The sequence below is a fragment of the Streptomyces sp. ME19-01-6 genome (assembly GCF_033793745.1).
In the GTDB taxonomy this organism is placed as follows: domain Bacteria; phylum Actinomycetota; class Actinomycetes; order Streptomycetales; family Streptomycetaceae; genus Streptomyces.
Genome location: NZ_JARAXF010000049.1, coordinates 10504 through 34936 on the forward strand (window position 1 = coordinate 10504; position 24433 = coordinate 34936).

General features: G+C 73.3%; 21 protein-coding genes and 1 pseudogene. 14 read left to right on the forward strand and 8 right to left on the reverse strand.

What is annotated here, in order from left to right; genetic code table 11:
* Window positions 1-154: 154 nt before the first annotated feature.
* From PV419_RS49635 to PV419_RS49665, 7 genes are all read left to right on the forward strand, one after another.
* On the forward strand, window positions 155-3007 hold the full coding sequence (locus PV419_RS49635) for a DNA translocase FtsK (protein ID WP_319700593.1): 2853 nt from the start codon (window positions 155-157) through the stop codon (window positions 3005-3007).
* 190 nt (window positions 3008-3197) lie between these two features.
* Window positions 3198-4031 (forward strand): helix-turn-helix domain-containing protein, encoded by an 834-nt coding sequence (locus PV419_RS49640; RefSeq protein WP_319700596.1) that lies wholly within the window; start codon window positions 3198-3200, stop codon window positions 4029-4031.
* A 62-nt stretch (window positions 4032-4093) separates the two neighbouring features.
* Window positions 4094-5656, forward strand: coding sequence for a 30S ribosomal protein S12 methylthiotransferase RimO (rimO, locus tag PV419_RS49645; protein WP_319700598.1), 1563 nt, complete (start codon window positions 4094-4096; stop codon window positions 5654-5656).
* The gene (gene pgsA / locus PV419_RS49650) at window positions 5653-6288 is read left to right on the forward strand and encodes a CDP-diacylglycerol--glycerol-3-phosphate 3-phosphatidyltransferase (RefSeq protein WP_319700600.1); all 636 of its coding nucleotides are present in this window, start codon (window positions 5653-5655) and stop codon (window positions 6286-6288) included. The genes rimO and pgsA overlap by 4 nt, the downstream gene beginning before the upstream one ends.
* Complete coding sequence (locus tag PV419_RS49655) at window positions 6285-6809, forward strand: CinA family protein (protein ID WP_319700602.1); 525 nt, start codon at window positions 6285-6287, stop codon at window positions 6807-6809. The genes pgsA and PV419_RS49655 overlap by 4 nt, the downstream gene beginning before the upstream one ends.
* Before the next feature lie 109 nt (window positions 6810-6918).
* Window positions 6919-7302 carry a helix-turn-helix transcriptional regulator gene (locus PV419_RS49660; RefSeq protein ID WP_319700603.1) on the forward strand — a complete coding sequence of 128 codons (384 nt, stop codon included), beginning with the start codon at window positions 6919-6921 and terminating at the stop codon, window positions 7300-7302.
* Window positions 7303-7500: 198 nt separating this feature from the next.
* Window positions 7501-7980: a DNA starvation/stationary phase protection protein gene (locus tag PV419_RS49665; protein WP_319700604.1), complete on the forward strand. Its 480-nt coding sequence runs from the start codon at window positions 7501-7503 to the stop codon at window positions 7978-7980.
* Window positions 7981-8383: 403 nt separating this feature from the next.
* Here PV419_RS49665 and PV419_RS49670 read toward each other — a convergent pair whose 3' ends face one another.
* Genes PV419_RS49670 through PV419_RS49680 form a run of 3 tightly spaced genes read right to left on the reverse strand, consistent with a single transcriptional unit; the run spans window position 8384 to window position 14660 of the window.
* On the reverse strand, window positions 8384-9157 hold the full coding sequence (locus PV419_RS49670; RefSeq protein ID WP_319700606.1) for an SDR family NAD(P)-dependent oxidoreductase: 774 nt from the start codon (window positions 9155-9157) through the stop codon (window positions 8384-8386).
* A gap of 52 nt (window positions 9158-9209) precedes the next feature.
* The gene (locus PV419_RS49675; RefSeq protein WP_319700607.1) at window positions 9210-10007 is read right to left on the reverse strand and encodes an Fpg/Nei family DNA glycosylase; all 798 of its coding nucleotides are present in this window, start codon (window positions 10005-10007) and stop codon (window positions 9210-9212) included.
* A gap of 48 nt (window positions 10008-10055) precedes the next feature.
* Window positions 10056-14660 (reverse strand): ATP-dependent helicase, encoded by a 4605-nt coding sequence (locus tag PV419_RS49680; RefSeq protein WP_319700609.1) that lies wholly within the window; start codon window positions 14658-14660, stop codon window positions 10056-10058.
* A 79-nt stretch (window positions 14661-14739) separates the two neighbouring features.
* Here PV419_RS49680 and PV419_RS49685 point away from each other — a divergent pair, with 79 nt between their 5' ends.
* The 3 genes from PV419_RS49685 (at window position 14740) to PV419_RS49695 (ending at window position 16753) form a co-directional block, all read left to right on the forward strand.
* Window positions 14740-15609 (forward strand): AraC family transcriptional regulator, encoded by an 870-nt coding sequence (locus PV419_RS49685; protein ID WP_319700611.1) that lies wholly within the window; start codon window positions 14740-14742, stop codon window positions 15607-15609.
* A gap of 101 nt (window positions 15610-15710) precedes the next feature.
* On the forward strand, window positions 15711-16454 hold the full coding sequence (locus PV419_RS49690) for an AzlC family ABC transporter permease (RefSeq protein WP_319700669.1): 744 nt from the start codon (window positions 15711-15713) through the stop codon (window positions 16452-16454).
* Complete coding sequence (locus tag PV419_RS49695) at window positions 16451-16753, forward strand: AzlD domain-containing protein (RefSeq protein WP_319700612.1); 303 nt, start codon at window positions 16451-16453, stop codon at window positions 16751-16753. The genes PV419_RS49690 and PV419_RS49695 overlap by 4 nt, the downstream gene beginning before the upstream one ends.
* Here PV419_RS49695 and PV419_RS49700 read toward each other — a convergent pair.
* A complete protein-coding gene (locus PV419_RS49700) occupies window positions 16750-17688 on the reverse strand; it encodes a hypothetical protein (RefSeq protein ID WP_319700614.1) in 939 nt (312 codons plus the stop codon). The genes PV419_RS49695 and PV419_RS49700 overlap by 4 nt on opposite strands.
* Window positions 17689-17767: 79 nt before the next feature.
* Here PV419_RS49700 and PV419_RS49705 point away from each other — a divergent pair, with 79 nt between their 5' ends.
* The 4 genes and pseudogenes from PV419_RS49705 to recX all read left to right on the forward strand — a co-directional run.
* Window positions 17768-17962 (forward strand): DUF3046 domain-containing protein, encoded by a 195-nt coding sequence (locus PV419_RS49705; RefSeq protein ID WP_319700617.1) that lies wholly within the window; start codon window positions 17768-17770, stop codon window positions 17960-17962.
* Between the two features lie 76 nt (window positions 17963-18038).
* Window positions 18039-19244: an AI-2E family transporter gene (locus PV419_RS49710; RefSeq protein ID WP_319700619.1), complete on the forward strand. Its 1206-nt coding sequence runs from the start codon at window positions 18039-18041 to the stop codon at window positions 19242-19244.
* 139 nt (window positions 19245-19383) lie between these two features.
* A complete protein-coding gene (gene recA, locus PV419_RS49715) occupies window positions 19384-20517 on the forward strand; it encodes a recombinase RecA (protein WP_319700622.1) in 1134 nt (377 codons plus the stop codon).
* Window positions 20442-21122, forward strand: a pseudogene (gene recX, locus PV419_RS49720) (recombination regulator RecX); the annotation flags it as partial. The gene recA and the pseudogene recX, both read left to right, overlap by 76 nt.
* 132 nt (window positions 21123-21254) lie before the next feature.
* Here recX and PV419_RS49725 read toward each other — a convergent pair.
* From PV419_RS49725 to PV419_RS49735, 4 genes are all read right to left on the reverse strand, one after another.
* Window positions 21255-21647 carry a rhodanese-like domain-containing protein gene (locus PV419_RS49725; RefSeq protein WP_319700623.1) on the reverse strand — a complete coding sequence of 131 codons (393 nt, stop codon included), beginning with the start codon at window positions 21645-21647 and terminating at the stop codon, window positions 21255-21257.
* A 4-nt stretch (window positions 21648-21651) separates the two neighbouring features.
* Window positions 21652-22209, reverse strand: coding sequence for a cysteine dioxygenase (locus PV419_RS49730; protein WP_319700625.1), 558 nt, complete (start codon window positions 22207-22209; stop codon window positions 21652-21654).
* Between the two features lie 61 nt (window positions 22210-22270).
* Entirely contained in the window at window positions 22271-22360 is a 90-nt protein-coding gene (locus PV419_RS53630) for a putative leader peptide (RefSeq protein ID WP_415925545.1), read from the reverse strand.
* Window positions 22361-22522: 162 nt separating this feature from the next.
* Window positions 22523-24310 (reverse strand): FAD-dependent monooxygenase, encoded by a 1788-nt coding sequence (locus PV419_RS49735; protein ID WP_319700627.1) that lies wholly within the window; start codon window positions 24308-24310, stop codon window positions 22523-22525.
* Window positions 24311-24433 lie beyond the last annotated feature (123 nt).

The window sequence follows — 24433 nt, forward strand, 5'->3', positions numbered from 1 at the left end:
GCGGCCGGGCCGTGACGCCCCGTACGCTTGATGCCCTGTCACCCCGCGCCCTGTCGCCGCCTTGGCCGCCGGGGTGGTCACGGGCGTGACGTGAGTGACGCCTGGCACCGCGGTATGCGTGCTCCGTACGGCGGACGCGGGTAATCTCGCCCTCATGGCCTCTCGTACGTCCGGCAAGGGTTCCCAGAGCACGGCGGGCACCTCGAAGAAGCGCGCCGGGCAGTCCGGGGGCGCCGCGAAGAAGGCGGCTGCCAAGAAGGCGCCCGCCAAGAAGTCCGCCGCGCCCGCGAAGAAGGCCGCGCCGAAGAAGGCCGCCGCCAAGGCCGCGCCGCCCAAGCCGGCGCCGAACCCCACCGGCGGGGTGTTCCGCGCGGCGCGCGCCGTCTGGATGGGCCTGGCCCGCGGCGTCGCGGCGCTGTTCCGCGGCATAGGGCGCGGCGCGAAGGGGCTGGACCCGGCCCACCGCAAGGACGGCAGCGCGCTGCTGCTGCTCGCCCTGGCCCTGATCGTCGCGGTCGGCACTTGGTCCAATCTGCAGGGCCCGGTCGGCGACCTGGTCGAGGTGCTGGTCACCGGCGCGTTCGGCCGGCTCGACCTGGTCGTGCCGATACTGCTGGGCGCCATCGCGGTCCGCCTGATCCTCCACCCCGAGAAGCCGGAGGCGAACGGACGGATCGTCATCGGCCTGTCCGCGCTGGTGATCGGCGTCCTCGGACAGGTCCACATCGCCTGCGGGGCGCCGGGGCGCGGCCAGGGCACCCAGGCGATCCAGGACGCGGGCGGCCTGGTCGGGTGGGCGGCGTCCCGGCCGCTGATCCTCGCGATGGGTGAGGTGCTGGCCGTACCGCTGCTGGTGCTGCTCACCGTCTTCGGGCTGCTGGTCGTCACCGCGACGCCCGTGGCCGCCATCCCGCAGCGGCTGCGCCTGCTCGGCGTCAGACTCGGCCTCGTCCGGGAGCGCACCGCGGAGTATCAGGCCGACGACGAGGGCTACGGGGCCTACGACGACCACGAGCCGTACGGCGCCGGGGAATACGCCGAGGAATGGCGCGAGACGCCCGCCAGACGGCCTCGGCGTGCCTCGCTGGACAAGGGGGGCCGACAGGGCGAGAGCGACCCGGAGCGGGCCGAGGAGGAGGCGCTGCGCAAGCGCCGGCGTCCGCGCCGCGCGCCGTCCGCGCAGCCGCCGCTCGACCGCCCGATGGACGCCGTGGACGTGGCGGCCGCCGCGGCCGCGGCCCTGGACGGGGCGGTGTTGCACGGCGTCCAGCCCTCACCGCTGGTCGCCGGGCTCAGCAGCGGGATCGCCACCGACCCGGGTCCCGGGTCCGACACCGGCGCGGTGCCGGGGGCGCGCGACGCCGAGCAGAGCGGCGGGACGGGCGCCACGGCGGGCAAGCGGAAGCGGCCCGGTCGGCCGGAGGGCGCCGATGAGGAGGAGCGGTCGGCCGCCGTCCCCGACCTGACCCGGCCCGCGCCCGAGCACTCCGAGCCGCTGCCGCCGCGTGCCGAGCAGCTGCAGCTCTCCGGCGACATCACCTATGCCCTGCCCTCGCTCGAACTGCTGGACCGCGGGGGACCCGGGAAGAGCCGCAGCCCGGCCAACGACGCCGTCGTCGCCTCGCTGTCCAACGTCTTCTCCGAGTTCAAGGTGGACGCGTCCGTCACCGGCTTCACCCGCGGCCCGACGGTCACCCGCTACGAGGTGGAGCTGGGCCCGGCAGTGAAGGTCGAGCGGATCACGGCGCTGGCCAAGAACATCGCCTACGCCGTCGCCAGCCCCGATGTGCGCATCATCAGCCCGATCCCCGGCAAGTCCGCCGTGGGCATCGAGATCCCCAACAGCGACCGCGAGATGGTCCGGCTGGGGGACGTGCTGCGCTCGGCCGACGCCGTCGGCGACGACCACCCGATGATCGTCGCGCTCGGCAAGGATGTCGAGGGCGGCTATGTCTCGCACAACCTGGCGACCATGCCCCACGTGCTCGTGGCCGGCGCCACCGGCTCCGGAAAGTCGTCCTGCATCAACTGCCTGATCACCTCGGTCATGGCCCGCGCCACCCCGGACGATGTGCGGATGGTGCTGGTCGACCCCAAGCGCGTGGAGCTGACCGCGTACGAGGGCATCCCGCATCTCATCACGCCGATCATCACCAACCCCAAGCGTGCCGCCGAGGCCCTGCAGTGGGTCGTACGGGAGATGGACCTGCGCTACGACGACCTCGCGGCGTTCGGCTTCCGGCATGTGGACGACTTCAACGCGGCGGTCCGCGCCGGCAAGGTGAAGCAGCCGGAGGGGAGCGAGCGCGAGCTCAAGCCCTACCCGTATCTGCTGGTCATCGTCGACGAGCTCGCCGACCTGATGATGGTCGCGCCCCGGGACGTCGAGGACTCGATCGTCCGTATCACCCAGCTGGCCCGCGCGGCGGGCATCCATCTGGTGCTGGCCACCCAGCGGCCGTCCGTGGACGTCGTCACCGGCCTGATCAAGGCGAACGTGCCCTCACGGCTCGCCTTCGCCACCTCCTCGCTGGCCGACAGCCGGGTGATCCTGGACCAGGCCGGCGCCGAGAAGCTGATCGGCAAGGGCGACAGCCTGTTCCTGCCGATGGGAGCGAGCAAGCCGGTCCGGATGCAGGGCGCCTTCGTCACGGAGGAGGAGGTCGCCGCCGTCGTCGAGCACTGCAAGGCACAGATGGCGCCCGTCTTCCGCGACGACGTCACCGTCGGGACGGCGAAGAAGAAGGAGATCGACGAGGACATCGGCGATGACCTGGATCTGCTGTGCCAGGCCGCTGAGCTGGTCGTTTCCACACAGTTCGGGTCGACATCGATGCTGCAGCGCAAGCTGCGGGTCGGCTTCGCCAAGGCGGGGCGGCTGATGGACCTCATGGAGTCGCGGGGGATCGTCGGGCCGAGCGAGGGTTCCAAGGCGCGCGATGTACTGGTCAAACCGGATGAATTGGATGGCGTGCTCGCGGTGATCCGCGGGGAGGCTCACCCTTAAGGAATCGGCGGGCAACCGTTTCCCCTGCCGATACGTCAAGTTGAGGGAGGTGGCGGAGGGATGTCCCACGATCGCGTTCATACGGCAATCCTGATGGCGGACAAACTCCGTCCTCCCGCTTGCCCGACCCTTTCGCCCCACCCCTAGACTGAACCTCCAGCAGGTGGCTACACGCTCGAAAGGCGCCCCCGTGTCCATCGGCAACTCCCCTGGCAACTCCCCCGAAGACGACCGGCCTTCCGTCGGTCGTGCCCTCCAGCAGGCCCGCATCGCCGCGGGGCTGACCGTCGACGAGGTCAGTACCACCACACGGGTGCGCGTTCCCCTAGTGCAAGGCATCGAGCAGGACGACTACGCGCGATGCGGCGGCGACGTCTACGCCCGGGGGCACATCCGTGTGCTCGCCCGCGCTGTCGGCCTCGATCCGGACGCCCTGGTCGCCCAGTACGACGCCGAGCACGGAGGCCGCCCCGTGCCGACCCTGGCGGCGCCGGTGTTCGAGGCCGAGCGGATCCGCCCCGAGCCCCGCCGCCCCAACTGGACGGCCGCCATGGTCGCGGCGATCGTCGCGGTCGTCGGATTCGTCGGCTTCACACTCTTCAGCGGCGGAAACGAGGACGGCGGCTCCACGGTCGCCGAGGAGACCACGACGGCCAAGCCGACCCCCACCAAGCACACCACCAAGCCGACCCCCACCAAGCCGACCGACCAGAAGCCGGAACCCACCGACGGCACCGAGAGCGCCATCGCGGGTGTCCCGGCGGACAAGGTCACGGTCAGACTGACCGCGGAGGGCGGACAGAGCTGGATCTCCGCCCAGGATCACAACGGACGGCTGATCCACGAGGGGCTGCTGCGCCAGGGCGACTCCAAGACCTTCAGCGACAGCAAGCGGATCGACCTGGTGCTCGGCAACGCCCAGGCCATCAAGCTCTTCGTGAACGGCAAGGAGGTCAAGGACCTGGCGGCCAACGGGCAGGTCCAGCGGCTGAGCTACACCAAGGGAGATCCCGAGGCGGGCTGAGCCGGCAGCCGGACGGAGCCCTGGCAGCGGGAGGTGTCGGCGCGACGAAGTAGTCTGAGCCCATGCCCGAACCCCGCACCGTCGCCCTTGTCACTCTTGGCTGCGCCCGTAACGAGGTGGACTCGGAGGAGCTCGCAGGCCGCTTGGCGGCGGACGGCTGGGAGCTCGTCGAGGAAGCCGCCGAGGCGGATGTCGCCGTCGTCAACACCTGTGGATTCGTCGAGGCGGCCAAGAAGGACTCGGTCGACGCCCTGCTGGAGGCCAACGACCTGAAGGACCACGGCCGCACCCAGGCCGTGGTCGCCGTCGGCTGCATGGCCGAGCGGTACGGAAAGGAGCTGGCGGAGGCGCTGCCCGAGGCCGACGGGGTGCTCGGCTTCGACGACTACGCTCATATCTCGGACCGGCTGCGGACCATCCTGTCCGGCGGGATCCACGCCGCGCACACGCCGCGCGACCGGCGCAAGCTGCTGCCCATCAGCCCGGCCGAGCGGCAGCAGGCCGCCGAGGTCGCCCTGCCGGGCCATGCGCAGGCCGAGGCCGCGCCCGCGCCCGAGGACCTGCCCGCGGGCGTGGCCCCGGCCTCCGGGCCCCGGGCCCCGCTGCGCCGCAGACTGGTCAGCAGCCCGGTGGCCTCCGTCAAGCTGGCCTCCGGCTGCGACCGGCGGTGCTCCTTCTGCGCCATCCCGTCCTTCCGCGGATCCTTCATCTCACGCAGACCCTCCGATGTGCTCGGCGAGACACGCTGGCTGGCCGAACAGGGCGTGAAGGAGATCATGCTGGTCTCCGAGAACAACACCTCCTACGGCAAGGACCTCGGCGACATCCGGCTGCTGGAGACGCTGCTGCCCGAGCTGGCCGCGGTGGACGGCATCGAGCGGATCCGGGTCAGCTATCTGCAGCCCGCCGAGATGCGGCCCGGACTGATCGACGTGCTGACCTCGACCGAGAAGGTCGCGCCGTACTTCGATCTGTCGTTCCAGCACTCCGCCCCCTCGGTGCTGCGGGCCATGCGCCGCTTCGGGGACACCGACCGCTTCCTGGAGCTGCTCGACCGGATCCGGGCCAAGGCGCCGCAGGCGGGTGTCCGGTCCAATTTCATCGTCGGCTTCCCCGGCGAGACGGAGGACGACCTGGCCGAGCTGGAGCGGTTCCTCGGCGAGGCCCGGCTGGACGCCATCGGCGTCTTCGGGTACTCGGACGAGGACGGCACCGAGGCAGCGACCTACGAGGACAAGGTCGACCCGGACGAGGTCGCCGAGCGGCTGGCGCACATCTCGCGGCTGGCCGAGGAGCTCACCGCGCAGCGGGCCGAGGAGCGGCTGGGCGAGGTGGTCGAGGTGCTGGTCGAGGAAACCGGCGACGCGTACGTCACCGATACGACTGACGACACCGACGACGCCGACGAGGACGCGGGATCCCCGGTGGGGCGCGCCGCTCATCAGGCGCCCGAGACCGACGGTCAGACCCTGCTGACCGTGCTCGGGGCCGGCCCGGCGCCCGCCGTGGGGCGGCTGGTCACGGCGAAGGTGGTGGCGACGGAGGGCGTTGACCTGGTCGCCGAGGTGCTGGAGCAGGACGAGTCGCCGGCGGGCGGCGCGTGTTCCGAGGAGGCGGGCAGATGAGCGGAGTCCCGGCCTCCGCCGCGGGGGGCCACCACCGCCCGGCCGCGGCCGCCCGGCCCGCCGGACTGTGGAACATCGCCAACATCCTCACCATGGTCCGGCTGCTTCTGGTCCCTGGGTTCGTGTTGTTGATGCTGCACAACGGCGGGTACGACCCAGCCTGGCGCTCCTTCGCCTGGGCCGCGTTCGCCATCGCCATGATCACCGACCTCTTCGACGGGCATCTTGCGCGCCGGTACAACCTGGTCACCAACTTCGGCAAGATCGCTGACCCGATCGCCGACAAGGCGATCATGGGCGCCGCGCTGATCTGTCTGTCTGCCTTGTCCGACCTCCCGTGGTGGGTCACCGGAGTGATCCTCTTCCGTGAGATCGGGATCACGCTGATGCGCTTCTGGGTGATCAAGCACGGGGTGATCCCGGCCAGCCGGGGCGGGAAGATGAAGACGCTCGCGCAGGGCGTCGCGGTGGGCATGTACATCCTGGCGCTCACCGGGCCGCTGGCCACCCTGCGGTTCTGGGTGATGGCCCTGGCCGTGGCCCTCACCGTGCTCACCGGCATCGACTACGTCCGGCAGGCGATCGTGCTGCGCCGGGTCGGTCGGGCCGCGGAGCGGGAGTCCGTGGGATGACCGGGGGAAACGGGGGAGCGGCGGCCGAAGCGCTGGGGCTGCTGGAAGGGCGTGGGGAGACCCTTGCCGTCGCCGAGTCGCTGACCGGCGGGCTGCTGGCCGCCGAGCTGACCGCCGTGCCGGGCGCGTCCCGCACCTTCCGCGGCTCGGTGACCGCGTACGCCACCGATCTCAAGCGGGATCTGCTGGGCGTGGACGGGGCCCTGCTCGACGCCCGCGGGGCGGTGGACGCGGAGGTCGCCCGGCAGATGGCGGGGGGCGTGCGGCGGGCGCTGGGCGCGGACTGGGGTGTGGCGACCACGGGTGTGGCCGGTCCCACACCGCAGGACGGACAGCCCGTGGGCACGGTCCATGTGGCCGTGACGGGGCCGTCGGGGGCGGCCGCCGGGGCGGCGTTGCGGTTGGCCGGAGACCGCGCCGGAATTCGTGGACAGAGCGTGGAGGCGGCGGTCAAGCTGCTGTTGAGGGAATTGATCGCGACCGCGAGGGCACAGGATACGGAACAACACGGGGGGATTTGATGTTTGCAGCCCTGAGTGAACACGACATCGCTCCCCGCACGGGCGCAGCAAGAGGCGGTACGGTGGGGCGTGAAGGATCCGGATCCGAGGTCCGAGGAGGGAGCCAGCGATGATTCTGCTCCGTCGCCTGCTGGGTGACGTGCTGCGCCGGCAGCGCCAGCGCCAGGGCCGTACCCTGCGCGAGGTGTCCTCCTCCGCCCGGGTGTCCCTCGGCTATCTCTCAGAGGTGGAGCGCGGCCAGAAGGAGGCGTCCTCCGAACTGCTGTCCGCGATCTGCGACGCACTGGACGTCAGGATGTCCCAGGTCATGCGAGAGGTGAGCGACGAATTGTCGCTTGCGGAGCTGGCCGAGTCGACGGCGGCGAGCGAGAAGGTGCCCGCGCCGATGCGGTCGATGCTCAATTCGGTTTCCGTGACGTCCGTGACGGGTGTCCCGGAGGAGCGGGTGACCATCAAGGCGCCTGCGGAGGCTGTGGACGTGGTCGCGGCCTGACCGCCGTGGTGGCCTGGCGCGTCGCCCCCTGACAGCGGAGAGCTTTCGAGCCCCGGTCGGTAGTACACCGACCGGGGCTCGACGTTTGCCCGGTCGCGCACGGGTGACTCTATGGGAAGGTGGAGGGAGGGATCAAAAGCCTCAAATCGTTCAAAAGGTATTCAAAAAACAGTCAATAGGTCGAAAAGGAGGAGATGGATGTCTGTGGTGAAGAGCCCGCTCTCGGAGGAGAACCTCAAGGTCGTCAGTGACGCGCTGCAGGGGGCCCTCGTCGACCTCGTCGACCTGGCGCTCGTGGGCAAGCAGGTCCACTGGACCATCGTCGGCCCGCGTTTCCGTTCGGTCCATCTGCAGCTGGACGAGGTTGTCGCCACCGCCAGGACGCACGCCGACACCGTGGCGGAGCGGGCCTCGGCGCTCGGGGTACCCCCGGATGGCCGTGCCGCCACTGTGGCTGCGACCAGTGGCATCGAGACGGCCAAGAGCGGCTGGATCGAGGACGGGGATGCCGTGCGGGCCCTGGTGGCCGGCCTGGGGTCCGTGATCACCCGCATGCGGGACCGCATTGCGGCTACGGCCGACCCCGACCCGGTGACGCAGGACATCCTCATCGGGCTCACGCGTGATCTGGAGAAGCACCACTGGATGTTCCAGGCGGAGAACGCCAACGGCCGCTAGCCCGGTCGCCCGGGGCGGCGGTGGCCCCCGGTTCTGGGTGCGGGGGTCGGTGAGGCTGGGCAGACTGAGGGGCGCGGGACGTCTGACGCGCGCCCGCAAGCCTCCCGTGCGCCCTCCCGCTGAAAGTGAGCGGGCGTCTAGCGTCGGCCGAAGGAGGCAGTCGATGGCAGCCGTGGGAGGGGCCGACAACCAGCGTCGCGGACCGGTCCGGTGGGCGGTCGCGTTCGCCCTCGGCGGGGTGTGGTGGTGGGCGGTGCTGCGGTTGGCCGCGGCGCCGGAGCAGACCGGGCCGGTCGAGGAGGCGTTCACGGCGGGCGGCTGGGGGCTGAGTCTGCTGCCAGTGCACTGCGGTCCTTCACGGGGGCGGTCGGTGCGTCGGCTCTGGCCGCGGCCGCGGCCGGGGTCACCAGGGCATGGCGACGCCGCCGTTCGGGCGCAGGATCTGGCCGGTCATGAAGGATGAGGCGTCGGACGCCAGGTGGAGCACGGCGTGCGCGACATCCGCCGGCTCGCCCACCCGCCCCAGCGGGGTGCGCCGCACCATCGGCTCTTCCGCGAGGCGCTGCTCCTCGTCGCTGTGGCGGGCGGTCATGGGTGTGCGGATCCACCCGGGGGCGACGGCGTTGACGCGGATGCCGTGGCGGCCCACCTCGGTGGCGAGGGTCTTGGTGAGCTGGACGACGGCGGCCTTCGCGACGCCGTAGCAGAGCAGGCCGGGCGCGCCGGTGTCGATGGCGCCGGAGGCCATCGTGACGATGGTGCCGCCGGTGCCCTGCTCGATCATGGCGCGGGCGGCCTCCTGGCAGCCGTACAGCACCCCTTTGAAGTTGACGGCCAGGACGCGGTCGAGGTCGGCGTCGGCCGTCTCCAGGACGCTGCTGCTGTGCATGATCCCGGCGATGTTGGCCATGATGTCGAGGCGGCCGCCGGCGCGTACGGCGGCCACCGCGGCGGCGATCTGCGCGCGGTTGGCGACGTCGAGGGTGTGGGCGTGGGCGCTGCCCCCGGATTCGGTGATGCGGTCGGCTGTCCGTTGCGCGCCCTTGCCGTCCAGGTCCGCGCAGTGGACGGTCGCGCCGGCCTCGGCGAGCAGGGCGGCGCTGGCCCGGCCGATTCCGCCGGCCGCGCCGGTGATCAGTGCGGTGCGGCCGGTGAGGTCGTACGCGGTGAGGGTCATGGCGTGACCGTACGACCGGATCTGACGGGCCGTCAATCAGTCGGTTGGCCGGTCAGTCGTCGATGGTCGGGCCCGGCTGGCAGGCCGGGCACCAGTACGTGCTGCGCTCCTGGACGGCGCGGCCCTGCTCCATGCGCACGGGCGTGCCACAGCGCAGACAGGGCTTGCCCGCCCGGCCGTAGACCCACAGTCGGCGGTCGGCGCGCGACTCGGCCGTGGTGACGCGCGCGAGGCGGGTCTTGTTTGCCTCCAGGAGCCTTTTGGCGAGGGCCACCAGGCGCTCCAGGGACGGCATTTGGCCGGTGGGGAGCCAGGGGGAGACGCGCAGCAGGAAACACAGCTCCGACTTGTACACATTGCCGATCCCCGCGAGGTTGCGCTGGTCGAGCAGCGCCTCGCCGAGGGGGCGGGAAGGGTCGGCGAGGAGGCGGCGCAGGGCCTCGTGCGGGTCCCAGTCGGGGCCGAGCAGATCGGGGCCGAGGTGTCCGACGGCCTGGTCCTCATCCGGGGTGCGGAGCAGTTCGAGGACGGGGAGGCGGTAGCCGACGGCCGTGCGCTCGGCGGTGCTGAGGACGGCGCGGACCTGGTGGAGCGGGCCGCCGCGCCACCGCTCGCCGGGGTCGTACAGCTGCCAGGCGCCGTCCATCCGCAGATGGGAGTGGAGGGTCAGGCCGCCCTCCAGACGGGTGAGGAGATGCTTCCCGCGCGCGGTGACGTCCGTCACCTGGCGCCCGGCGAGGTCGACCGTGGCCAGCCGAGGGACGCGCAGATCGCAGCCGGTGAGCGGCCGGCCCGCCAGAGCCTGGTGCAGACGCCTGGCCGTCCGCCAGACGGTGTCTCCTTCGGGCATGGATCCTTCCTTTCGGGCTCGGTTCCCCTCCGGTGAGCGGCCCGCTGGTCAGGGGCGCAAACGCAGGCCGCGGGGGGTGGGGTGGAAGCCCGCGGCCTCCAGGGCGCGGCCCGTCGGGGAGGACAGCGCGGCCGTCCCGTTGACCCGCTCCACGGTCACCGTGCCCAGTGAGCCCGCCCGCGCGGCTTGGGCGAGCGCCCCGACCGCCGCGTCGAGCCGGGCGTCGTCGTGCCAGGCGAGCAGCGTCTTGCCGCCGCGCTCCATGTAGAGGCTCAGCTCTCCGTCGACGAGGATGACCAAAGAGCCCGCCTTTCGGCCCGGTCGGTGGGTCGCGTCCGCGGGCGGATCGGGCCAGGGGAGAGCCGCCCCGTACGCGTTGGCGGGGTCGGCCGCGGCGAGGATGACGGCGCGGCGGGCGGGGTCGCCGGTGTCACGGGCCGTGCTGACCGCGCGGAGCCGGTCGACGGCACCGTCCATGGCGAACTGGGCGGCGCCGAGCCCTTCGACCACATAGCCGCGGCGGGCCTGGCCGCTGTCCTCGAAGGCGGACAGCACGCGATAGGCGGCGGAGAACCCGCCCTCGACGCCTTCGGCGGCGACCGCGCCGCGGGTCACCACGCCGTGGCGGTCGAGGAGGGTGCGGGCCAGAGCGTGGGCGCGGTGGGTGGGCTCGGAATCGCGCTCGGGCAGCAGGGACCAGCGGCCCGCCACCGTGGGCGGCCCGTTCCGAGAGGCGGTGGGGCGGGCGGTCAGGCTCCCGTAGCGGCCTCGGGGGACCGCGCGCCTGGCCCGGTGGGCGGTGGAGCCGGCCGTGCGGCCCGAACCCATCAGAGCGCGCAGCGGGGCGAGGGTGTCGCCGGTGAGCCGGCCGGACCAGGCCAGGTCCCAGACGACCTCGGCGAGTTGAGGGTCCTGGACGTCGTGTCCGGCGGTCCGGACCTGCTCGGCGATCTGGCGGAAGAACAGGCCGTAGCCTCCGTCCAGCGCGTCCAGCACGGCCTGGTGGAGGGGGCCGATCTCCAGGGGGTGCGGTGGGTGCAGCAGCAGGGGGGCGGCCTCGGCGAGGTGAAGGGTGACCCAGCCGTCCTTGCCGGGCAGCGCGCCCGCCCCCGCCCACACGACCTCGCCGCTCGCGGTGAGCTCGTCGAGCATGGTGGGGGTGTAGTCACCGACCCGGGAGGGCAGGACCAGCTTCTCCAGGGCGGAGGCGGGGACCGGGGCGCCCTGGAGCTGCTCGACGGCGCGCACCAGGCCGTCGATCCCGCGCAGGCTGTGGGTGCCCAGGTGCTGCCACCGGGGGAGGAAGGCGGCGAGCGCGGCCGGCGGGACCGGCTCCAGCTCATGGCGCAGCGCGGCCAGGGAGCGGCGGCGCAGCCGGCGCAGCACGGTGGCGTCGCACCACTCCTGGCTGACCCCGGCGGGCGCGAACTCGCCCTGGACGATGCGGCCGCTCGCCGCGAGACCGTGCAGCGCCCCGTCGGTGATGGCGGTGCCCAGACCGAAGCGGGCGGCCGCCTGGGCGGAGGTGAACGGGCCGTGGGTGCGGGCGAAGCGCGCCAGGAGATCGCCGAGGGGGTCCTTGACCGGCTCGGTGAACGCCTCAGGGACCCCGACCGGCAGCGCCGTGCCCAGCGCGTCCCGCAACCGTCCCGCGTCCTCGACGGCCGCCCAGTGGTCCTGCCCGGCGATACGGACGCGGATGGCCCGGCGGGTGCCCGACAGATCCGGCGCCCACCGGGGATCGGCGCCGCGCTCGGCCAGCTCGGCGTCGGTCAGCGGCCCGAGGAGGCGCAGCAGGTCGGCGACGCCCTCGGCGTCCTTGACCCGGCGGTCGTCCGTGAGCCACTGCAGCTCGCGCTCCAGATCGGCCAGGACGTCGGCGTCCAGCAGCTCGCGCAGCTCGGCCTGGCCCAGGAGCTCGGCCAGCAGCCGGGAGTCGAGGGAGAGCGCGGCGGCCCGGCGCTCGGCAAGCGGGGAGTCGCCCTCGTACAGGAACTGCGCCACATAGCCGAAGAGCAGCGAGCGGGCGAACGGGGACGGTTCCGGGGTGGTCACCTCCACCAGCCGGACCCGGCGGGCCTCGAGGTCGCCCATCAGCTCGGTGAGGCCGGGGACGTCGAACACGTCCTGCAGGCATTCGCGGACTGCTTCGAGCACGATCGGGAACGAACCGAACTCGCTCGCCACCTGTAGGAGCTGCGCGGCCCGCTGGCGCTGCTGCCACAGCGGGGTGCGCTTGCCGGGGTTGCGGCGGGGCAGCAGCAGGGCGCGGGCGGCGCACTCGCGGAACCGGGAGGCGAACAGCGCCGAGCCGCCGACCTGGTCGGTGACGATCTGGCCGACCTCGTCCTTGTCGAAGGCGACATCGGCCGCTCCGACGGGCGACTGCTCGAAGTCGTACTCCCTGCCCTGGGCCATCGGGTCGGCGTCCAGCAGATCCAGGCCCATCAGATCCGCGTCGGGCAGGCGCAGCACGATGCCGTCGTCCGCGTGCATCGCCTGCGCGTCCAGCCCGAACCGCTCGGACAGGCGCGCTCCCAGCGCCAGCGCCCAGGGGGCGTGGACCTGCGCGCCGAAGGGGGAGTGGATGACGACGCGCCAGTCGCCCAGCTCGTCCCGGAAGCGCTCCACGACGATCGTGCGGTCGTCCGGCACATGGCCGCAGGCGCGACGCTGCTCGTCCAGATACTCCAGGACGTTGTCCGCGGCCCAGGCGTCGAGCCCGGCGGCCAGCAGCCGCGCCCGGGCCGCCTCGGCGGTCAGCCCGCCGATCTCCCGGAGGAACGCGCCCAGCGCGCGGCCCAGCTCCAGCGGGCGGCCCAGTTGGTCGCCCTTCCAGAACGGGAGACGACCGGGGACGCCGGGGGCGGGGGTGACCACGACCCGGTCGCGGGTGATGTCCTCGATCCGCCACGAGGTGGTGCCGAGGGTGAACACATCGCCCACCCGCGACTCGTAGACCATCTCCTCGTCGAGCTCGCCGACCCTGCCCCCGCCCTTTTTGGGGTCGGAGCCCGCCAGGAAGACCCCGAACAGGCCGCGGTCGGGGATCGTGCCGCCGGAGGTGACGGCCAGCCGCTGCGCTCCCGGGCGGCCGGTGACCGTGCCCGCCACGCGGTCCCACACCAGGCGCGGCCGCAGCTCCGCGAAGGCGTCGGACGGATAGCGGCCCGCGAGCATGTCGAGGACCGAGGTGAAGGCGGACTCGGGGAGCGCGGCGAAGGGGGCGGCGCGGCGGACCAGGGCAAGCAGCTCGTCCACGTCCCAGGTGTCCACGGCCGTCATGGCGACGAGCTGCTGGGCCAGCACGTCCAGTGGATTGGTGGGCACGCGCAGCGACTCGATGGCCCCCTCGCGCATCCGCTCGGTGACCACCGCCGCCTGCACCAGGTCGCCGCGGTACTTCGGGAAGACCACACCGGTGGAGACCGCGCCCACCTGGTGGCCGGCGCGGCCCACGCGCTGCAGCCCGGAGGCCACCGAGGGCGGCGACTCGACCTGGACGACGAGGTCCACCGCGCCCATGTCGATGCCCAGCTCCAGGCTGGAGGTGGCCACCACGGCGGGCAGCCGGCCCGCCTTGAGGTCCTCCTCCACCAGCGCCCGCTGCTCTTTGGACACCGAGCCGTGGTGCGCGCGGGCCAGCAGCGCGGGTGCCCCCTTGGCCGCCCCCGACTCGGCCATCAGCTCGGCCGGTGAGTGGTCCTCGGGCAGAGCCTCCCCGGTGGCCCGCTCGTACGCGATCTCGTTGAGCCGGTTGCACAGCCGCTCGGCGAGGCGGCGGGAGTTGGCGAAGACGATCGTCGAGCGGTGGGCCTGCACCAGATCGGCGATCCGCTCCTCCACATGGGGCCAGATCGACGGCTTCTCGCTGGTGTCGTGGTCATCGTCCCGCGCGGGGGAGCCGCCCAGCTCGCCCAGGTCCTCGACCGGGACCACCACCGACAGGTCGAACTCCTTGCCCGAGGGCGGCTGGACGATCTCCACCCTGCGCCGCGGCGACAGAAAGCGCGCCACCTCGTCCACCGGCCGCACGGTCGCCGAGAGGCCGATCCGCCGGGCCGGGCGGGCCAGCAGCTCGTCGAGCCGCTCCAGGGAGAGCGCGAGATGCGCGCCGCGCTTGGTCCCGGCGACGGCGTGCACCTCGTCCAGGATCACCGTCTCCACGCCGCGCAGCGCCTCCCGCGCGGAGGAGGTGAGCATCAGGAACAGCGACTCGGGGGTGGTGATGAGGATGTCCGGTGGGCGGCTGACCAGCGCGCGGCGCTCCGCGGCCGGGGTGTCGCCGGAGCGGACGCCCACCCGGATCTCCGGCTCGGGCAGCCCGAGCCGCACGGACTCCTGCCGGATGCCGGTGAGCGGGCTGCGGAGGTTGCGCTCGACGTCCACCGCCAGGGCCTTGAGCGGCGAGATGTACAGCACCCGGCAGCGCTTCCGGGCCTCGGCCGGCGGGGGCGCGCTGGCCAGCCGGTCGAGTGCGGCGAGGAACGCGGCCAGGGTCTTGCCCGAGCCGGTGGGGGCCACGACCAGCACGTCCGAGCCCTCGCCGATCGCTTGCCAGGCGCCCTCCTGCGCGGCCGTGGGCGCGGTGAAGGCACCCGCGAACCATCCGCGGGTGGCGGGGGAGAAACCGTCGAGTGCTGGGCCTGCCATGTCCTCCATCGTGCACCGGGCCACTGACAACGGGCGGACCCGCGGCTCACGGCCCCGGGCGGCGGCGCACAATGACCCCATGGACACCAGGGGGGCAGGGGAGCGAGCGGGGGAGTGGGCGCGGCACTGGCGCTGGACCGGGCTGCCGGGTCTCGACCTGCTGCGGGCCCGCTATGTGCACCACAGCTTCCCCCGGCACTCCCACGAAGGATATGTGTTCGGCGCGGTCACCCGCGGGGTGGAGGAGGTCGGGCTGCCGGGCCGCACGGAGCGGGCCGGTCCGGGCACCGTCGTCCTGATCAATCCGGAGGTGCCGCACTCCGCGCGCGCCGGGGTGCCGGAGGGGTGGGCCTACGCCACGCTCTATCCGTCCGCGTCGGTGATCACCGAGATCGCGGCCGAGGTCACCACGGTCCGCGGTACGGTCGGGTTCGCCGAGACCCTGGTCGAGGACGCGCACACCGCGCACCTCATCAGCGAGGTGCACCGGGCGGCCGAGGAAGACAACGCGCTCGCCGCCGACAGCCTGCTGCGCGTCGCCGTCGCTCGCCTGCTGCGTCACCACGGCGGCCCGCTCCCCGCGCGCGCGGCGCGCACAGCGGGCGCGCACATGGTGGTGCGCGCCCGCGAGATCCTCGAGGAGCGGATGGCGGACCCGCCCACCCTCGAGCAGCTGGCGGTCGAGCTCGGCACGGGCTCCTTCGCGCTCCTGCGCGCCTTCCGCGCTGCCTATGGCATGCCGCCGCACACCTGGCTCACCGACGCCCGGGTGCGCCGGGCCCGCCGCCTGCTGGACGGCGGGGCCGCGCCCGCCGAGGCCGCCGTCGCCGTCGGCTTCTCCGACCAGCCCCATCTGAACCGGCACTTCACCCGGATCGTCGGAGTGCCCCCGGGCGCCTATCGGCGCGAGCGCGCCGCCGACCGGCTGAGGAGCGCGGCCAGGCCGTAGGCGAAGCGCTCGTCCCATGACCCGCTGGGGAGCTGCAAGAACGTACAAGACCGGGCGCCATCCGGTCTCCTACTGTGCGGGGCGTGGCAGAAAAGATCGACATACGTACCGGCTCGGAGACCGGCTCCGGGCCCGGAACCGGCTCCGAGCCCAACGCGAGCGCGGCCGTGATCCGCGACGCGCTGGGAGTCGGGGTCGCGGTCGGGCTCTCCGGCTTCGCCTTCGGCGTGACGTCGGCGGGCGCCGGCCTCAGCGTCCTGCAGACCTGTGCGCTCAGCCTCCTCGTCTTCACCGGCGCCTCGCAGTTCGCCCTCGTCGGCGCGCTGGCGGCGGGTGGCAATCCGCTCACCGCCGCCGCGGGCGCGTTCTTCCTGGGCGTGCGCAACGCCTTCTACGGGCTGCGGCTGTCCGGCCTCCTCGGCCTGCCCCGGTCGGTGCGCCCCCTGGCCGCCCACTGGGTCATCGACGAGACCTCCGCCGTCGCCCTCGCGCAGTCCGACCGGCGCACCGCGCGGCTCGGCTTCACCGTCACCGGCCTGAGCCTGTACGCCCTGTGGAACCTGACCACGCTGGTCGGCGCCCTCGGGGCGGCCGCGCTCGGCGACACCGCGGCCTGGGGCCTGGACGCCGCGGGCCCGGCGGTTTTCCTCGCCCTGCTGGCCCCCATGCTCCGCGGCACGGTCGAGCGGGCCGCGGCCGGCCTCGGGGTGCTGCTCGTCCTCGGCTGCCTGCCGCTGCTGCCCGCCGGCGTGCCGGTCCTGGTGGCGGCGCTCGCCGCGCCCGCCGTCCTCGCCGTACACGGCCTGCGGGCCCGGCGGGCCACTGGGGAGGGCGGGGTCCGTTGAGCACCTGGATCGCCATCGGCGTCACCGCGGCCGGGTGCTACCTGGCCAAACTGCTGGGCCTGTCGGTGCCCGCCGGCGCCCTGGAGCGCCCTGTTGTCCGCCGCCTCGCCGCACTGCTCCCCGTCGCACTGCTGGCCGCCCTCACCGCCCAGCAGACCTTCGGCGACGGGCAGCACCTGGTCCTGGGCGCGCGGGCGGCCGGGCTCGGCGCGGCGGCGATCGCCCTGGTGCTGCGCGCTCCCTTTCTGGTGGTGGTCGCCGTCGCCGTGGTCGTCACCGCGGGCGTACGGGCCCTCTAGCCGAAAGCGCGGCCGTACGCGCGCAGCGTCAGCAGGGCCTCGATGGTCACGATCGGCCGCCATTCCAGGGCCGCCCCGGAAGCCCGCGGGTGCCTGCGGAGGGGCCAGCCGCCGTCCTCGCACTGGGAGTCCGCGAGGAAGTCCAGCGACCGCTCCACCTCGGCGTCGGTGAACCACGGGCGGGCCGGGGAGTCGGGGGTGCGCGCCACCTCGTATACGTGGATCCGCTCGCCCGGGGCGCGGCCCTCGGGCAGCGGGTGGTCCTCGGTGCGCTCGGGGTCGGGGTCCAGCACCACCAGCCCCTGCTTGCGTACCCGCCGGCCGAGCCGCTCCGCCGCCGCCAGCGCGCGGGGGCGGTCCGGCGCGCCGTCGAGGAAGGCGACGGCCGCCAGTACCTCGTGCGGCCGGGGCGCCGCGCCCTCCTCCAACGCCGCGACCGCCGCCCAGCAGAAGTCCGTCGCCCGGAACAGCCAGGCGTGCCACACGTCGTTGCGGTGCAGCAGCCCCACCACCGGACCGGTCGCGAGCAGATTTCCGGCCGAGCCGTCCGCCGCGGGGTTCCAGGAGGCCACCGCGGTGCCGGGCGGCGCGGGGCGGTGCGCCGGGAGCGCGCCGTCCGGGGTGGTGATCTCCGTCAGATAGCGGCACAGGAGCTCCACGCGCCGTCCCCCGCAGCGGCCGATCCCGTCCAGGACGCGCAGCGCGTGCGCGGCGTGCTGCGGCCGGCTGTGCGGGCCGCGCAGATCCGGCTCCAGGGCGTGGCCGTAGCCCCCGTCGTCACCCAGGTACGCGGCCAGCGCGGTCTCGACCGGGTCGGCGCCGCCACCCAGGAAGTGGTACGCGAATCTGCGCTGCTCGAGCACCCGGGCGGTCAGCCACACGAACTGCTCGGCGCGGGCCAGTGAGGAGGAGGGGGCTGCTGCGGATCGGTCCATGGGCCGACCGTAGGCCGGAAAGCCCTGGCGCACGGCGGCTCGCGTCCGACTGCACCCCCAGGAGCGCGATACTGATCGCATGCGGTTGACGGATTTCTGGCAGCGGATGGCGGACTACTTCGGCGAGGCGTACGCGGACTCCTTCGCGCGCGATCATGTGATGTCCGAGCTCGGCGGCCGTACCGTGCACCAGGCGCTGGACGCCGGCTGGGACGCCAAGGCCGTCTGGCGCGGAGTGTGCGCCGCCCTGGAGATTCCGGCCGACAGGCGCTGAGCGGCCGCCGGGCCCGTGAGCCCGGAGTTCGCGGGGTGGCCGGATATCTTTCACCGGGGTACGCCACACTTGCCCAGTGGCCCCAGCAGAAGAGACCCTCCCGCCCGACGCCGACGGCGTCCCCGTCGGCCCCCAGGCCGCCGCCCGCGAGGCGCGGCCCGGCGCGCCCATGCCGCGCTGGCTGCCGCGTGCCATGGTCCTCGCGCTCGCCCTGGTGGCCTGTTATCACCTGGCCACCTGGGCCTTCGACCAGCTGACCGGACTGCTCCTCAACATCCTGGTCGCGTTCTTCCTCGCGCTGGCCGTCGAACCGGCGGTGGACCGGATGGCCGCGCGCGGCGTGCGCCGGGGGGTGGCCACCGGGCTGGTCTTCCTCGGCATCCTGGTCGGCGTCGCGGGGTTCTTCACCCTGCTCGGATCGATGCTCGCCGACCAGATCATGACCATGGTCGAGGAGTTCCCGAAGTATCTGGATCAGTTGGTGAGCTGGGCCAATGAGACTTTCCACACCGAGTTGTCGCGGGTCGAGATCCAGGACAGTGTGCTCCACTCGGACTGGCTGCAGAGCTACGTCAAGAACAGCGCGAACAACGTGCTGGACGTCTCCGCCCAGGTCCTCGGGGGGCTCTTCAAGGTCCTGACGGTGACCCTCTTCGCCTTCTACTTCGCCGCCGATGGCCCCCGGCTGCGCCGTGCCCTGTGCTCGGTGCTGCCGCCGACCCGGCAGGCCGAGGTGTTGCGCGCCTGGGAGATCGCGGTCGCCAAGACCGGCGGCTACATCTACTCGCGCGGCCTGATGGCGCTGATCTCCGGCATAGCGCACTACGTCCTGCTGGAGTGGCTGGGCGTGCCCTACGCCCCGGCGCTGGCCGTCTGGGTGGGGCTGATCTCCCAGTTCATCCCGACCATCGGCACCTATCTGGCGGGCGCCCTGCCGATGCTGATCGCGTTCACCGTCGAGCCCTGGTACGCGCTGTGGGTGCTGGTCTTCGTCGTGGTCTACCAACAGTTCGAGAACTATCTGCTGCAGCCGCGCATCACCGCCAGGACGGTGGACATCCACCCGGCGGTCTCGTTCGGCTCGGTGATCGCGGGCACCGCGCTGCTCGGCGCGGTGGGCGCCCTGATCGCGATCCCGGCGACCGCGACGCTGCAGGCGTTCCTCGGCGCTTACATCAAGCGGTACGACGTGACGGACGACCCGCGGGTCCAGGGCCGCACGCGGCGGCGCGGCATGTCGGCCCTCGCACGGGCGCGGGACGCGCTGAAACGGCGTGGTTGACACAAAATTCGAACATCCATTCTCATGGTGGATCTCGCCTGAGTTATCCACAGGCCGAGGACGTCCGGGCCGCTTGTCAGTGGCAGAGGTTAGCGTCGTGGACGTGAAGCGATCGACTCAAGCAAACCGGGTGGAACCCATGGCAGGAACCGACCGCGAGAAGGCGCTCGACGCCGCGCTCGCACAGATTGAACGGCAATTCGGCAAAGGCGCAGTGATGCGCATGGGCGAGCGGCCGAACGAGCCGATCGAGGTGATTCCCACCGGATCGACCGCGCTCGACGTCGCCCTGGGCGTCGGCGGCCTGCCGCGCGGCCGTGTGGTGGAGGTCTTCGGTCCCGAGTCCTCCGGTAAGACCACCCTGACTCTCCACGCGGTGGCGAACGCGCAGCGGGCCGGCGGCGCGGTCGCGTTCGTGGACGCGGAGCACGCCCTCGACCCGGACTACGCGCAGAAGCTGGGAGTGGACACCGACTCCCTCATCCTGTCCCAGCCGGACAACGGTGAGCAGGCGCTCGAGATCACCGACATGCTGGTCCGCTCCGGCGCGCTCGACCTCATCGTCATCGACTCCGTCGCCGCCTTGGTGCCGCGGGCGGAGATCGAGGGCGAGATGGGCGATTCCCACGTCGGTCTGCAGGCCCGGCTGATGAGCCAGGCGCTCCGTAAGATCACCAGCGCGCTCAACCAGTCCAAGACCACCGCGATCTTCATCAACCAGCTTCGCGAGAAGATCGGCGTCATGTTCGGCTCCCCCGAGACGACGACCGGTGGCCGGGCGCTGAAGTTCTACGCCTCGGTGCGCCTGGACATCCGCCGCATCGAGACCCTCAAGGACGGCACCGACGCGGTCGGCAACCGCACCCGCGTCAAGGTCGTCAAGAACAAGGTCGCGCCGCCCTTCAAGCAGGCCGAGTTCGACATCCTCTACGGCCAGGGCATCAGCCGCGAGGGCGGCCTGATCGACATGGGCGTCGAGCACGGCTTCGTCCGCAAGTCCGGCGCCTGGTACACGTACGAGGGCGACCAGCTCGGCCAGGGCAAGGAGAACGCCCGGAACTTCCTCAAGGACAACCCCGACCTCGCCAACGAGATCGAGAGGAAGATCAAGGAGAAGCTGGGCATCGGCGTCAAGCGGGAGGAGCCGGTCGTCGAGCCCGGCGCCGACGCGGCCGCCCCGGCCGCGGCTTCCGCCGCGCCGGTGAAGGCGGCGCCCGCCACGGCGGCCAAGGCCGGAACGAAGGCGGTCAAGACCGCCGCGGCCAAGAGCTGACCGTGACGCGGCGGACCGACTGGCCGGACGGCCAAGGCCGTCCGGCCGGCCCGGACAGCGGCGGCCCCTCCTCGTCGAGGGCCGAGCAGGGGCCGCCGCGCAGCCCGGAGGAGCAGGCACGGGCGATCTGTCTGCGCCTGCTCACCGGGACCCCGCGCACCCGCAGACAGCTCGCGGACGCGCTGCGGACCCGAGGCATCCCCGACGAGGTGGCGCAGGAGGTGCTGTCCCGGTTCGAGGACGTCGGGCTGATCGACGACGCGGCGTTCGCGGACGCCTGGGTGGAGTCCCGCCACCACAGCCGGGGCCTCGCCCGCCGGGCGCTCGCGCGCGAGCTGCGCACCAAGGGCGTGGACTCGGCCCTGATCGACGAGGCCGTGGGGCAGCTCGACGCGGAGCAGGAGGAGCGCACCGCCCGTGAGCTGGTGGAGCGCAAGCTGAGGGCCACCCGCGGCCTCGACCGGGAGAAGAGGCTGCGCCGACTGGCCGGGATGCTCGCGCGCAAGGGCTATCCGGAGGTGGTGGCGCTGAGGGTGGTGCGGCGCGCGTTGGAGGAGGAGGGGGAGGACCCGGAGCTGCTGGAGCGGCATCTGCCCGACGCATAGCGGCGTCTGCTCGACGCAGGGGATGGCGCGAGGGCGAGAGGGGCGTGACCGACTATGAAGACGCCGGTCGGCAGGGCCCCGACCGGCCCTCGGAAAGCCTCCGGGGCCGGTCGGTTGTTCAGGAGTGAGGACTCAGGAGTGCGGGCTTACCGGCAGGCCCGCCGCGCGCCACGCCTGGAAGCCGCCCACCAGGTCCGTGGCGCGGGACAGCCCGAGCTGCCGCAGCGACACCGCCGCGAGGCTCGACGCGTATCCCTCGTTGCACACCACCACGATCCGCAGATCGTGGTCCGTGGCCTCGGGCAGCCGGTGGTCGCACAGCGGGTCGAGCCGCCACTCCAGCTCATTCCGCTCGACGATCAGCGCGCCCGGGATGATCCCGTCGCGCTCCCGCAGCGCGGCGTACCGTATGTCCACCAGCAGCCCGCCCTCGGCCTGCGCCGCCGCGGCCTCCGCGGGCCCGAGGCGGTCGAGGCCGACACGGGCCTCGGCCAGCAGTTCATCGATGCTCCGCTTCGCGCTCATCAGGTCACTCCCACTCGCCCGGCCGCTCGATCTGCTCCAGCCGCAGCACCTGTCCGGTGCGGCTGTAGCGGCGCATCAGCGGCAGCGGCGGGTAATAGGCGTGCACCGACACGGCATGCCGCTCCGTGGAGGTGTTGAGCACCTCGTGTACGTGGTGCGGGCCGAAGGCCCGCCCCTCTCCGGCGGGAAGCCGCCGCTCACGGTCGACGTCGTCGGCCAGTTCGAGGGTCTTCCAGCCCTCGGTGGGCAGGCGCGCGGTGAGCGACTGCTCGTGCAGCTCACCGGCCGCCGCGACGAACGCGCCGTGCGAGCCGCCGTGGTCGTGCCAGCCGGTGCCGGTGCCGGGAGGCCAGCCGATCAGCCACGCCTCGCTGCCGCCGGGCCCGTCGAGCCGCAGCCAGGTGCGGCCCTCCGGGTCGAGGGGGAGCGAGTCGACGAGCGCGGTGTCGGCGGCCGTGCGGCGGGCGAATTCGAGGAGTTCGGCCGGGCCTGGCACGGTGTCGGCGGAGGGCGGGGCGGCCGCCGAGGGCTGGGCGAGGGAGGAAGTGCGTACGTCGGGCACTGAGACCGTCCTGAGTGATCGCGAAAGGGGCGCGGCCCGAGCCGCGCGGGAAAGAAGCCGATCAACAGGAGGGGCGACAGACGCAGCCCGCGTAGCGGACGAGGTCCACATGGACCCTCCGCCAGAAGCGCGGCAGCTGAGCGTCAGTCACAGGGCGTACTCAACCACGGGCCGGAAAGCAAGGTCAACTACTGCTGTCCACTCCTCGGACGCACCCGCCGCGCACTCCGCCGCGCACTCCGCCGCGCACTCCGCCGCGCACACCGCCACGCACCCCCACGCGCACGCCGCCACGCAGGCCGTGCGCGCCGCCCTACCGGTGCGCCGTCGCCTCCGCCTCCACCGACGGCCCGTCGGCGGCGCCGCCTCGCGCGGCCTTCCCGCCCAGCGCCGCGTCCGCGCACGCGTACAGCTCGGCCGGGCGCACCCCGGTCAGCGCCGCGACCAGATGCCCGTCGGGCCGCACCAGCAGCACGGTGTGGGCCGGGGCCCCCGGGTACTCCTCGGCGACCAGCAGCTCGGCCCGCACCGGCAGCGCCGCGACCGCCGCCGCCAGCCGTGGCATCAGCCCCGCACGCAGCCAGTGACGGCGGTCCCACACCCCCGTTCCGGGAGCGACGAGGACGACCAGCAACTCTCGTCCCAGCCGCGCCCGCAGCCGGGTGAGCGCCCCGTCCGACGCGGTCACCGGCACATCGGCGGCGGGCGCGCCGATCTCGGTGTCGACCGTGACCGAGCCCTCGGGGGGCGCCGCGGGCATCAGGGGCGAGCGGCTGTGGACCGGCGGCTCGCCCAGCGGGCCGCGCCCCAGGTGACCGTCGGTGAGCAGCGCGTCGTGGGCGCGCACCGCGCCGGGCAGTACGGAGCGCCGCACCGCATGCCAGCCGCCGGACGCCCGCACCAGCGGCAGCGCCTGGTCCGCGGCGCGCAGCCGGGCGCTCACCGCACCGCGCCGCTCGGCCTGATAGCTGTCGAGCAGCGCGTCCGTCGCCCCCTGGTGCCAGGCGAGGGCCAGCTTCCAGGAGAGGTTGCCGCTGTCGCGCAACCCCTCGTCGAGCCCCTGGGTGCCGAGCGCGCCGAGCAGATGGGCGGCGTCCCCGGCGAGGAAGGCGCGGCCGACGCGCCAGCGGCGCGCGAGCCGGTGGTGCACGGTGTGCACGCCGGTGTCCACAAGCTCGTAGGGGGGCGCGGGGTCGCCGCACCACCCCGTGAGGGTGTCGTGCACCCGCGCGAGGAGCGCGTCCGGCGTGACCAGGTCGCGGCCCGGCGGCAGCAGCCAGTCCAGCCGCCAGACGCCGCGCGGCAGCGGGCGGGCGGTCACCTCCGCGTCGACGGTGCGCCACGGCGGCGAGCGGTGCAGTACGGCCTCGCCGGGCCAGGGGAGTTCGGCGCGCAGCGCGGCGACGGCGTGCCGCTCCACCGCGGTGCGGCCCGGGAAACGCACGCCCAGGAGCTTGCGGACGGTGGACCGCGGCCCGTCGCAGCCGATCAGGTAACTGCCCCGCCACCAGGTGCTCTGGGCGCCCCGGGTGTGGACGCTGACGCCCCGGGCGTCCTGTTCCAGGGCATCGACGCGGGTGCCGGAGACGATCCGTACGAGGTCCTCGCCGGGGACGGTGGCCAGCGCGGCGCGCAGGGCGCGGGTGAGCTCGTGCTGGGGCAGGTGCAGCGGCGAGGGCAGCTCCGGCTCCTCCGCCTCGTCGCCCTCCGGCCCGCCGCCGGTGCCGCCGTGGCCGCCAGCGCCGTCGTCACGGATGAAGCCGTCGTCACGGACGTAGCCGACGTCGTAGCCGCGGCCGTTCCGGCCGTCCGCGGATCCCAGGGGGAACAGCCCGTCGGGCACCAGGGTCAGCCGCCGGACGACCTGCCGCCGCCGCATCGTGCGCCAGCCGTTCCACGGCACGGCCGCCTGGGCCGCCCGGCAGCCCAGCCGCTCCAGGAGGGCGGCGGTGTCGGGGCGCAGCACGGCCGTACGGGCGGGGCGGCGCTCGTCCTCGCCCGGGCTCTCGTCGAGCAGGATGACGGGCACCTCGGCGCGTGCGAGCGCGAGGGTCAGGGCGAGGCCGACCGGGCCCGCCCCGGCGATGATCACCGGGTCCACGGCGCGGTTCCCGTGGCCCTGAGGGACGTGCGTGAGTTGAGGAAACTGGCCGTTGAAACCCGGTGCGCGATCACACAAAGTATGCAACCCACTGCGGGTCCCCGCGTCAAGCGACGGGGGCGG

Bases quoted from the DNA above. Each gene is read 5' to 3' on its own strand.
- PV419_RS49635 (WP_319700593.1), top strand. From the start codon at position 155: ATGGCCTCTCGTACGTCCGGCAAGGGTTCCCAGAGCACGGCGGGCACC.
- rimO (WP_319700598.1), top strand. From the start codon at position 4,094: ATGCCCGAACCCCGCACCGTCGCCCTTGTCACTCTTGGCTGCGCCCGT.
- pgsA (WP_319700600.1), top strand. From the start codon at position 5,653: ATGAGCGGAGTCCCGGCCTCCGCCGCGGGGGGCCACCACCGCCCGGCC.
- PV419_RS49655 (WP_319700602.1), top strand. From the start codon at position 6,285: ATGACCGGGGGAAACGGGGGAGCGGCGGCCGAAGCGCTGGGGCTGCTG.
- PV419_RS49660 (WP_319700603.1), top strand. From the start codon at position 6,919: ATGATTCTGCTCCGTCGCCTGCTGGGTGACGTGCTGCGCCGGCAGCGC.
- PV419_RS49665 (WP_319700604.1), top strand. From the start codon at position 7,501: ATGTCTGTGGTGAAGAGCCCGCTCTCGGAGGAGAACCTCAAGGTCGTC.
- PV419_RS49670 (WP_319700606.1), bottom strand. From the start codon at position 9,157: ATGACCCTCACCGCGTACGACCTCACCGGCCGCACCGCACTGATCACC.
- PV419_RS49675 (WP_319700607.1), bottom strand. From the start codon at position 10,007: ATGCCCGAAGGAGACACCGTCTGGCGGACGGCCAGGCGTCTGCACCAG.
- PV419_RS49680 (WP_319700609.1), bottom strand. From the start codon at position 14,660: ATGGCAGGCCCAGCACTCGACGGTTTCTCCCCCGCCACCCGCGGATGG.
- PV419_RS49685 (WP_319700611.1), top strand. From the start codon at position 14,740: ATGGACACCAGGGGGGCAGGGGAGCGAGCGGGGGAGTGGGCGCGGCAC.
- PV419_RS49700 (WP_319700614.1), bottom strand. From the start codon at position 17,688: ATGGACCGATCCGCAGCAGCCCCCTCCTCCTCACTGGCCCGCGCCGAG.
- PV419_RS49705 (WP_319700617.1), top strand. From the start codon at position 17,768: ATGCGGTTGACGGATTTCTGGCAGCGGATGGCGGACTACTTCGGCGAG.
- recA (WP_319700622.1), top strand. From the start codon at position 19,384: ATGGCAGGAACCGACCGCGAGAAGGCGCTCGACGCCGCGCTCGCACAG.
- PV419_RS49725 (WP_319700623.1), bottom strand. From the start codon at position 21,647: ATGAGCGCGAAGCGGAGCATCGATGAACTGCTGGCCGAGGCCCGTGTC.